The 9,913-nt window shown below is 63.7% G+C and carries 2 protein-coding genes; one reads left to right on the top strand and one right to left on the bottom strand.

Annotated features, from left to right (window positions below; translation table 11 throughout):
* Positions 1-3,636: lamin tail domain-containing protein (locus J4G38_RS20460; protein ID WP_226163612.1), on the bottom strand; the 3,636-nt coding region annotated here is incomplete at its 3' end.
* Between the two features lie 1,443 nt (positions 3,637-5,079).
* Here J4G38_RS20460 and J4G38_RS20455 point away from each other — a divergent pair.
* A partial coding sequence (locus tag J4G38_RS20455; RefSeq protein WP_226163610.1) for a malectin domain-containing carbohydrate-binding protein occupies positions 5,080-9,913 on the top strand: 4,834 nt, incomplete at its 3' end.

Here is a 9,913-nt window from a genome sequence, read left to right as displayed (position 1 = left end):
CGTGGCCACGCCCAGCGTGTAGGAAGCGCCCACCACCTGGTTGGTCACCGAGAACGAAACCGTGAGCGGCGTGCCGGCCGGGCCACTGCCCCCGCCGCCGCCGTAGGGCGTGGCCAGCAGCGAATAATTGCCCACCGGCGGCGTCCAGGGATTGTACACCCCGCTGTTGTCGCCAAACAACGCGTAGGGGGCCACCGACTCGGTTTGGTTCTGGCCCTGCGCTCCGCTCAGGGCCAACACCACGCTGCCCACGGCGGCCGGGCTGGTGTTGGCCCGCACGTTGAGGTGCTGGGTGGGCAGGGTGGCGAGGTTCACCACGTCATTGGCTGCCAGGGTCCGGATGGGCTGGCCGGTATCGGCGTTGATTAGGGCAAAGCTCACGACCTGCGGCCCGGCGGCCGGGGCGTTGTTGGTGGCCCGGGGCGTGGGCACGGCGAAGGTGACGAAGGTGGCGGCCCCGTCCTGCGCCCGGCCGCTCGACACGTCTGCCACCTGTGGTCCGAAAGTGAGCGAGTCGAGCGCCGCGACGGCCGCGCCGCCGCTGGGCTGGAACAGGCCGATTTGCTCGCCGCCCGCACCCAGCTTAAACCCAACGTGCAAGGGCCCCTGAAACGCCTGGTCATCGGCCCACAACAAGAGGAAACCGTGCGCCGGAATGGTGGTGAGGGCCGCGTTGGTGGTCGGAATCTGGTACTTGCTCTTATTGGTGAGGTCGTCGGTGACGTAGAGCCCGCCGATGTCCACCGGCTGGGTGCCGGAGTTATAGATTTCCACCCAGTCATCAAACTCCCCGCCCTCGTCCGGATACGTTGAGTTGCTGGCCATGAATTCGTTGATGAACAGCCCCGAAATGGCCGGCACGGTGTTCGTTGCGCCCGGCGTGGGCGTGGCAAAGGCCTTGAACTGCTTGCTGGCATCGGGGTATCGCCCGCGTGAGACGTTGGCCACCTGCGCGCTGTAGCGCAGCGAGTCGATAACCGCAACATCGGGCCCCACGATGTCGGCCAGGCCGATTTGGCCGCCGCCCGCGTTCAGCGTAAAGCCCAGGTGCAGCACGCCCTGCGCCGGCTGGTTGTCGGCCCACAGCGTGAGGAAGCCCTTGGCCGGCACGGTGGTTTGGGCTGCGCCGGTGGTCGGAATCCGGAAGAAGCCCGGCGTGCCCAGCGCATTGGTCAGGTACAGCCCGCCCACGTTGATGGGCTGGGAGTTGTTGTTGTAAATTTCAATCCAGCCGTCGTGCTCGCCCGCTTCATCGGTAATCGAGGTTTGGTTGACGGCCATAAACTCGTTGATAAACAGGCCGGATTTGAACGCCACCACGTTGGACGCGCCCGGCGTGGGGGCCACAAACGTGCGGAACGTGCTGCTGCCATCCGGAAACCGGCCCGTGGAAACGTCATCGGCCTGCGCCCCGAAGGTGTAGGAATCCAGCACCGTCGGCGTGGTGCCAATCATCTGCGAGAGGCCAATGGCTTCGCCGCCCTTGCTCAGCTTGGGCGTGATGTGCAGGGGGCCCTGGGCCGGCTGGCCGTCGGCCCAAATCAGCAGGTAGCCGTGGGCCGGAATGGTGGTCAGGGCCGCGTTGGTGGCCGGAATCTGCGACTGCGTGAGGTTGGTCAGCAGGTCGGTGAGGTAGAGGCCGGCAATGTTTATCGGCTGGCTGGTGGAGTTGTAAATCTCAATCCAGTCATCGAACTCGCCAAACTCGTCGGCATACTTGGTGTTGCTGGCCACGAATTCGTTGATGTACAGCCCCGCGATGAGGCCCGAAATGGTGAACGGCGCCTCGTGCAGCGGGCTCCAGGCGCCGCCGCTCAGCACCCGCGCTTTCACGGCCTGGCTGCCCGTAATGGCCACCGGCCCGGTGTAGGCGGTGGCCGTGGCGCCCACCGCGCCGGCGGCAGCTTCAGGGTCGCTGCCGTCGGTGGTGTAGTAGATGGTGCCGGCCGCGTTGGGGTTGCTGATGGTGAGCTGGAAGCCCGCTGCCACCGTGCCGCCCTCCTGGCTGAAGCCGGGGGCCGTGACGGTGGGATAGTAGCCCTGCGCCACCAGGGCCGCGATAAACCGGGCCACGTTGCCGTTCATCAGGCCGTCCACGCGGTTCACTTCGGGCGTCCAGTAGCCGTCCCGCGTCCGGGTGATGCCGTCCTGCAAGGCATCGCCCCAGCGCGCCGACTCATCCACGATGGCCGTTTGGATGTAGCCGTTCAGCTGCGCCCAGCGGGCCCGGGAAGCGGCATCGGTCAGCCCGCCGCCGTTGTAGCAGGCGCGGTACACGCGGTCGGCAAAGAGCTGCATAAACTCGCTGTTGCGCCGCGCCGAGTGCCAGATTTTGGCGATGGTGGCGTTGCCCGTCTGGTCGTTGCGGAACTCGGGGTGCACCCAGGCGCCCTGGTTCGAGCCGAGGGTGGTGTCCCACGACCATTCGCAGTCCCAGGCGTTGTACCAGTACGGGCCGGGCGGCACGTTGCGGTTGCCGCCGTGGAAGTTGTTGCTGGGCCAGTCGCTCATGCCCGTCATCCAGGTCACAATCAGGTAGTCGCAGAACCTGCCCACGTCCAGGTAGCTTTTCAGCTGCGCGTAGTTGGCCGGCACGGTCATGTCCTGGGCAATGAGCGTGGTGGTGAGGAAATTGAACCGCGTGGGGTCGCCGCTCCGGATGCCGTCCTGGTCCAGCGCCATCCAGTCGCCAAAAGCGCCGCCGTAGTAGTTCGAGAGCATGCCGCCGTCGGTGCGCTCCACGGGGTTGTAGAGCCCCCAGTACAGTCCGTTGACATACAGATGCACAAACGTGCCCCGGCCGCCCACGCCCGACACGGCCTGCTGGCTCTGGCGGTACCACTCGTCGCGGGTGTAGCAGGTGCGGTCGGGGTTCCAGTTGCGGGCCCAGGAGCGGTTGTTGCCCGCCCGCAGCACAATCTTGGTATCCTTGAAGGTATTGGCCACCGAAGCGCCATTGAACGGCGCTTTCCGGAAGATATTCGACGTGGTGCTGCTGCTGAACCCCAGCGCCAGCGAGCGTTTCAGGCGGTTGGAGCTGTGCGCTTCCAGGTCGCAGTTGAACTGCTCCTTCGTGCCGTCCGGGTAAAACAGCTCCACCGATGTCGGGTGCGAGCTGGAGCCCTCGTACAGGTCCCAGAAATCGGCCTTATCGAGCACCAGCGACATGGTGGGGATGGCCAGCAGGCCCGGCCGTGCCACGCTGCTGTAGGCCGGGTCGTTCACCACGTTGGGGTCCATTTCGTAGTCGTGCGTGGCCGTGGCCGTGCCCGAGCCCAGCGCGTAGTCGTGGTTGGGCCAGCCCGCGATGAACTTGGGCTGGTGCAGCACATCGTTCAGAAACAGGTAGGTGCTGGTGGCCACCGGCGTGGCCGTCGCGCCGCTGTAGCCAATGGCCCGCACCACGCTGGTGGTGCTCACCGCAATAGGCCCCGCATACACGGTGCCGGTGGTGGTGGTGGGGGCCGTGCCATCGGTGGTGAAGCGGATGGAGCCGCCCGCAATACTCGTGCTCAGGGCCAGCTGAAAGGGCGTGTCGTAGAAGCCCCGGGCCACCGAAAACGTTATGCTCTGGCCGAGCGCGGCCCAGGGAAGCATCAGCAGAATGAACACGAAAGCGTACAGGTTTTTTTTCATGTTTGAGGTGGGTTTAGTGGTGGATGCGAAGGATTCTCGGACGTTTGGACGCCGCCGGACGCGTTTGAGCCCGGCCAGTTGCTGACGGCATCCCGGTTTGGGGTTCAGAGCCAAGCCCCGGCCTTTTCAGGCATCGTTACGACGACGCTGCTGCGGTAAGAAATCTTACGCCAGCAGCACTATTAGCAAAAACCTGGTGGTGGTGTGGGCCTGGAAACACCCAAGCTGGAGCAGGCACGGAAGGCGGGAGTAAACGGGGCATTCATCAGGCTGCCAGACTGGTGGATAGCACCTTGGCTTTTCGAATTGAAAGGTTTTTTACCTGGGCCCTAACGAAACCCGCAATTGCAGACTTCCGCACGGGCCAGCCTGCGCCGGCCCGGTAGCAAGCTGGCCGAGTATCGCATGAGTGGGCAATGGTTGAGCAACAGCAGAACGAAATTAACAGGATTATTATAACAAAAAAATAAACTATAAAATAAATAAAATATTCACTATAGTTTCATTATGCAGTGGCGTACTTCCTCCAGAAATGCTACAAACAGCAGTTCCAAGGCTACTATGGCAACAATTAGCTGCTGGCCGGTACCCGCTGGCCCCAACGCAACGTTTTTTTGGGCTCTACTACTGCCCTACCACCTGAAAAGCAGAAGGCTTCACAAACGGGGCCCGGCCGTGGGTAAAATGCCTGGGAATGCGCGCCGGCTTGCGCGAGCGGCCGTCCAGGCGCATGAAACCGTATTCAGCGGTACGTCGCGTTGCTGAGGCTAACCTACAGCCGGCTATTTGTATGGCTATTTTACTAAGAAAAATAATTTTATGAATAAACATAAATAATGTTAAGTTTTTTATAAATTTGATTCTATTACAAGATTATTGCTTTACGCCTGTAACTACCGTCCTCCAGAATTCACCAACCAGTCTGAAAATTTAATTTTTAGTATATAAATCTGCTGAGGGTTTTTTGACCAGCCACGGCTATTTCGGCTGCCGGGCTTTTCAGTTGGTAAGTGAGTTGAGCGCCTCCAGGCGTCTTTTGTGCCATAATAAAAGCCTCTTATCTACCACGTAAGGGCATTTTATTATTTTTTTCAATAGTTGCTTCATTCATTGGGCTCACCACTTTGGGTGCCTGGTTCGGCGTGCGCGGTAGGGTGCGGGGAGCTGGTGCTGGAAATCCTCTACGGGCCACAATCGATTGTTGCTTTCGATTTCGTCTTTTCATGTAACCTCCCCACCATGACCGACAATTTCTACTCCAGGCCCAGAGGCCTAAAAGCAAGGCGGTTTCTCACCCTGATTGCCCTGGGTAGCAGCTTCGTTTCGGCAGCCTGCCCTTTGAGAGTACCGGCCCGCACCCCTCTCACCAGGCCGCTCGGCCCAACGCACCAAAGCACTCACCGGGCCACTGCAGGCGGGCCGCAGGCCACGGCCCGGCGCCCGATGGCGCCCCCGCCCGGCCAATTCAATTTCACTCCGAGCGGGCTAAAAGGCGTGGCCCTCACCAACCCCACCTCCCTGCAGTTCGGGCCGGATGGCCGCTTGTACGTATCGGAGCAAGGCGGCCTGATTAAGGCTTTTACCATTGTACGGAACGCGGCAAACGACTACACGGCCACCGCAACCGAAGTCATCAGCCTGATTAATCAGATTCCGAACCACGACGACAACGGCGCGCTGAACCCGACCGTGACCACCCGCCAGGTAACGGGCCTGCTGGTGAAAGGCACGGCCGCCGTGCCGGTTATCTACGTGGCATCCAGCGACAGCCGCATTGGCGGGCCTTCCGGGGTGACCACCCTGGACACGAATTCCGGCATCATTTCGCAGCTGACCCGGAGCGGCAGCACCTGGACGAAGCTGGACCTGGTGCGCGGCCTGCCCCGCTCCGAGGAAAACCACTCGACCAATGGCCTGCAGCTCGATGCCCAGACCAACACGCTGTACGTGGCCCAGGGCGGCAACACCAATGCCGGCGCGCCGTCCATAAATTTCAACTACCTGACCGAGTACGCTTTATCGGCAGCTATTTTGTCGGTCAACCTCACGGCCATCAATGCCATGACGACCAAGGGCACCGGCAACGCAGCCTATAAGTACGACCTGCCCACCCTGGACGACCCCACCCGCGCCAACGTCAACGGAGCGGACCCCTCCGACCCCTTCGGCGGCAACAACGGCCTGAACCAGGCGAAAATAGTGGCGGGCGGCCCCGTGCAGGTGTTCTCGCCGGGCTATCGCAACCCCTACGACGTGCTCATCACCAAGGGCCGGAAGATGTATACCATTGACAACGGCGCCAACCAGGGCTGGGGCGGCTACCCGCCCAACGAGGGCACCGCCAACGTCACCAACAACTACGTGGTGGGCGAGCCGGGCTCGACTACTCCCACGGCCACCGAGGGCACCGTGAACAACCTCGACGGGCTGCACTACATTGGCAATCTGGCTACTTACACCGCCGGCAGCTACTACGCGGGCCACCCCGCCCCCACCCGCGCCAACCCCACGGGGGCCGGCCTCTACACCAACGATGGCACGACGGCCGTGTTTCGGACCAGCAAGACGGGCACGAACCCGCTGCCCACCGACTGGCCGCCGGTGGCAACGGCCAACCCCATCGAAGGCGATTTTCGAATGCCGGGGGTGGAAGGCACGGCCTTGCTCACGTTCGTCAACTCCACCAATGGCCTGGCCGAGTACACGGCCACCAATTTCAACGGCGCGCTGACGGGCACGCTGCTGGCCTGCGGCTACGGCGGCGACATTGAGCTCATCTCGCTCACGCCGGATGGCACCAACGTAACCAACCTGCGCGACCCGCAAAACAAGCTGAACCAGGACCCGACTTTTGCCTCGGGCTTTGGCGCTATTCCGCTCGATATCACGGCCCAGGGCGATGCCGACGTATTTCCGGGCTCGGTGTGGACGGCCACGTACGGGGCCAACGCCGTCACGGTATTTGAGCCGCAGGGCTACTTTGTGTGCACCGGCCTGCACGACGCCAACGACGACGACCAGGACCACTACACCAACGCCGACGAGATGGACAACGGCACCAATCCCTGCTCGGCCGCCAGCATTCCCGCGGACTTCGACCACGACTTCATCTCCGACCGCAACGACCCCGACGACGACAACGACGGCATTGCCGATACCAGCGATTATTTCCCCCTGGACCCGGCCAACGGCCTCGCCACCACCCTGCCCATCAAGTACGACCTGTTCAACAACTTCCCCGGCACCGGCCTGTTTGGCGTGGGCTTTACGGGGCTGATGAGCAACGGCACCAGCAACTACGCCAGCCTCTACGACGCCAACAACCTGATTGCCGGGGGCGCGGTGGGGGCTTTTTCCATCGTCAACACCTCAGTGGGCGATGCGCTGGGCACCACCAACACCCAGCAAAACGGTTTCCAGTTTGGGGTGAAATCCTCGACGTTTCCGTTCACCATTCAGGGCCGGCTGCTGGGCCCGTTCTTCAACAACCTGACGCCGCAGAACTTCCAGTCGCAGGGCATCTACCTTGGCAACGGCGACCAGGACAACTACCTGAAAATCGCGCTCATTGCCAACGGCGGCGTGGGCGGCATCGAAGTCGTGGCTGAAAACGCGGGGGTGCCGGTGCGCACGCAGTACGCGCTGCCGGGCGGTATCCCCACCTCCACGCTCGACTTTTTTCTCGCCGTTGACCCCAATTCGGGCCTGGTGCAGCCCAAGTACGCGGCCAACGGCGGGGCCACCACGGCCCTGGGCCCACCCATTCAGACAGCCGGCCCCTTGCGGGCCGCGCTGCAGGACGGCAAAGCCTACGCCGTGGGCCTGATTGCGACGTCGCGGGGCGCGGCCGCCTTCACCGCCACCTGGGACTTTGTCTACGTCACGGCCGATGCGGTGACGGCCGCCGGGGTGTGGCAGATTGTGACGCCCACGGCGGGCGCCTTCACGGGGCGCGAGGAAAACGCTTTCGTGGGGGCTGGCAACAAGTTTTACCTGCTGGGGGGGCGGGGCATTGTGCCGGTGCAGGAGTATACCCCCGCCACCAATACCTGGGCCGACAAAGCCGCGCCGCCCGTTGAGCTCAACCACTTTCAGGCCGTTACGCTCGATGGCCTCATCTACGCGGCGGGGGCCATGAACGGGGCGTACCCGCACGAAGTGCCGCTGCCCAACACCTACATTTTCAACCCGGCGAAGAATACGTGGAGCGTGGGGGCGGCCATTCCGGCGGCGCGGCGGCGCGGCTCGGCCGGGGCCGTGGTCTACAACAACAAAATCTACCTGGTGGCCGGCATCACCGACGGGCACTGGGCGGGCTGGGTGCCGTGGTTTGATGAGTACGACCCGGCCACCAACACCTGGCGCGCCCTGCCGGATGCGCCCCGCGCCCGCGACCATTTCCACGCCACCGTCGTCAACAACAAGCTGTACCTGGCCGGCGGGCGGCGGTCGTCGGGCTCCACCAATCAGGTATTTGACCTGACAATTCCGGAGGTTGACGTGTACGATTTCACGGCCGGCACCTGGTCCACGCTCCCGACCGGCAGCAACCTGCCCACGCCGCGCGCCGGCGCGTCCAACGTGTTGCTGAGCAATGAGCTGCTCGTGATTGGCGGGGAAAGCAGCCAGCCGGCCGGGCACAAGGAAACCCACGCCCTGAACCTGACCACCAACACCTGGCGCCGCCTGGCCGACCTGCAGGAAAGCCGCCACGGCACGCAGGCCATTGTGAATAACAACGGCGTGTACATTGCCGCCGGGTCGGGCAACCAGGGCGGCAGCCCGCTGGTGCTGTCGCAGGAGGCGTTCTATTTGTTCGGGCCCACCAGCCCAGGCGGCACGGCCCTGGCTCAAAGCCAGCTCACGGTTCCCGCCGCGCTGGATTGTGGCATTGCCACGCTCAACACGGAAGTCACCAAAAACCTCGTGCTCACCAATACCGGCGGCAATCAGGGCATTTTGGTGTCGGCCATTGCCGTTAGCGGCACGGCCTCATTTTCGTATGCGTCGCCCTTTCCGCTGCCTTTTGTGGTGCCCGTTGGGCAGAGCGTGAGCGTGGTGGTGAAATTCCGGCCCACTGCCGCGGGCACACAAACGGCTGGTTTAGTCGTCACGCATTCGGGCCAGAACGGCGCCACCACCACCGCACTCCAGGGCAATACCCAAACGCCCGTGTACCGCCTCAACGCGGGCGGGCCGCAGCTGGCAACTTCCATCGGCACCTTCGCGGCCGACAGTTATTTTGCCCCCGCCCCCGGAATTGTTTACAACACTACGGCGGCCATTGCCGGCACCACCGATGATGCCCTTTACCAGACCGAGCGCAACGGCAGCTCGTTCAGCTACGCCATTCCTGTGAGTAGCGGGCAGCAGTACCGGGTGGTGCTGCACTTTGCCGAATTGTACTGGACGGCCGTTGGCCAGCGCCTGTTCGATGTGTCGCTGGAAGGCACCAAAGTGCTGGACAACTACGACATCTTCAAGAAAGCCGGGGCGTTCACGTCCACCACCGAAACATTCGCCTTCACCGCGGCCGATAATACCTTAAACCTGGCTTTTAGCGCCTTGGGAGCCGATGGCGGCGTGGACAATGCGAAAATCTCGGCCATCGAAGTCTACTCCGTCGGCGCATCGGCACCCGCCAACACCCCGCCGGTAGCCAATGCCGGGCCGGCCCAAACCCTCACCTTGCCCGCCAGCAGCGCGGTGCTCGCCGGGGCGGGCACGCCGGCGGCGGGCAACACCATCGCCGCCTACGCCTGGAGCCAGGTCAGCGGGCCCGCCCCGGCCACGCTCAGCGGGGCGGCCACGGCCACGCTCACGGCCAGCGCCCTGGTGGCCGGCGCCTACAGCTTCGCCCTGGTCGTGACCGACAACCGCGGCACGCCCAGCGCGCCGAGCACCGTGGCCGTCACCGTCAACCCGGCCACCCCGCCGGGCACGACGGCCCTCTACCGGCTCAACGCCGGGGGCGGCGCGCTGGCCACCACCCTGGGCGCCTTCGCCGCCGACCAGGGCTTTGCCCCCAGCCCCGGCAACACGTACGCCACCACGGCCCCCATCGCCGGCACCACCGACGACGCGCTCTACCAGACCGAGCGCTACGGCACCAACGGGGCGATGAGCTACGCCCTGGCCGTGCCCAACGGCACCTACACCGTCACCCTGCACTTCGCCGAGCTCTACTGGACCGCCGCCGGCCAGCGCGTGTTCGACGTCTCGCTCGAAGGCACCCCCGTGCTGAGCCGCTACGACATCTTCCGCAAAGCGGGCGCGC

This window comes from Hymenobacter terricola (assembly GCF_017921975.2).
In the GTDB taxonomy this organism is placed as follows: domain Bacteria; phylum Bacteroidota; class Bacteroidia; order Cytophagales; family Hymenobacteraceae; genus Hymenobacter; species Hymenobacter terricola.
The sequence above is the reverse complement of the archived record's forward strand: the minus strand, read 5'-3'. Positions and strand labels throughout refer to the sequence as shown.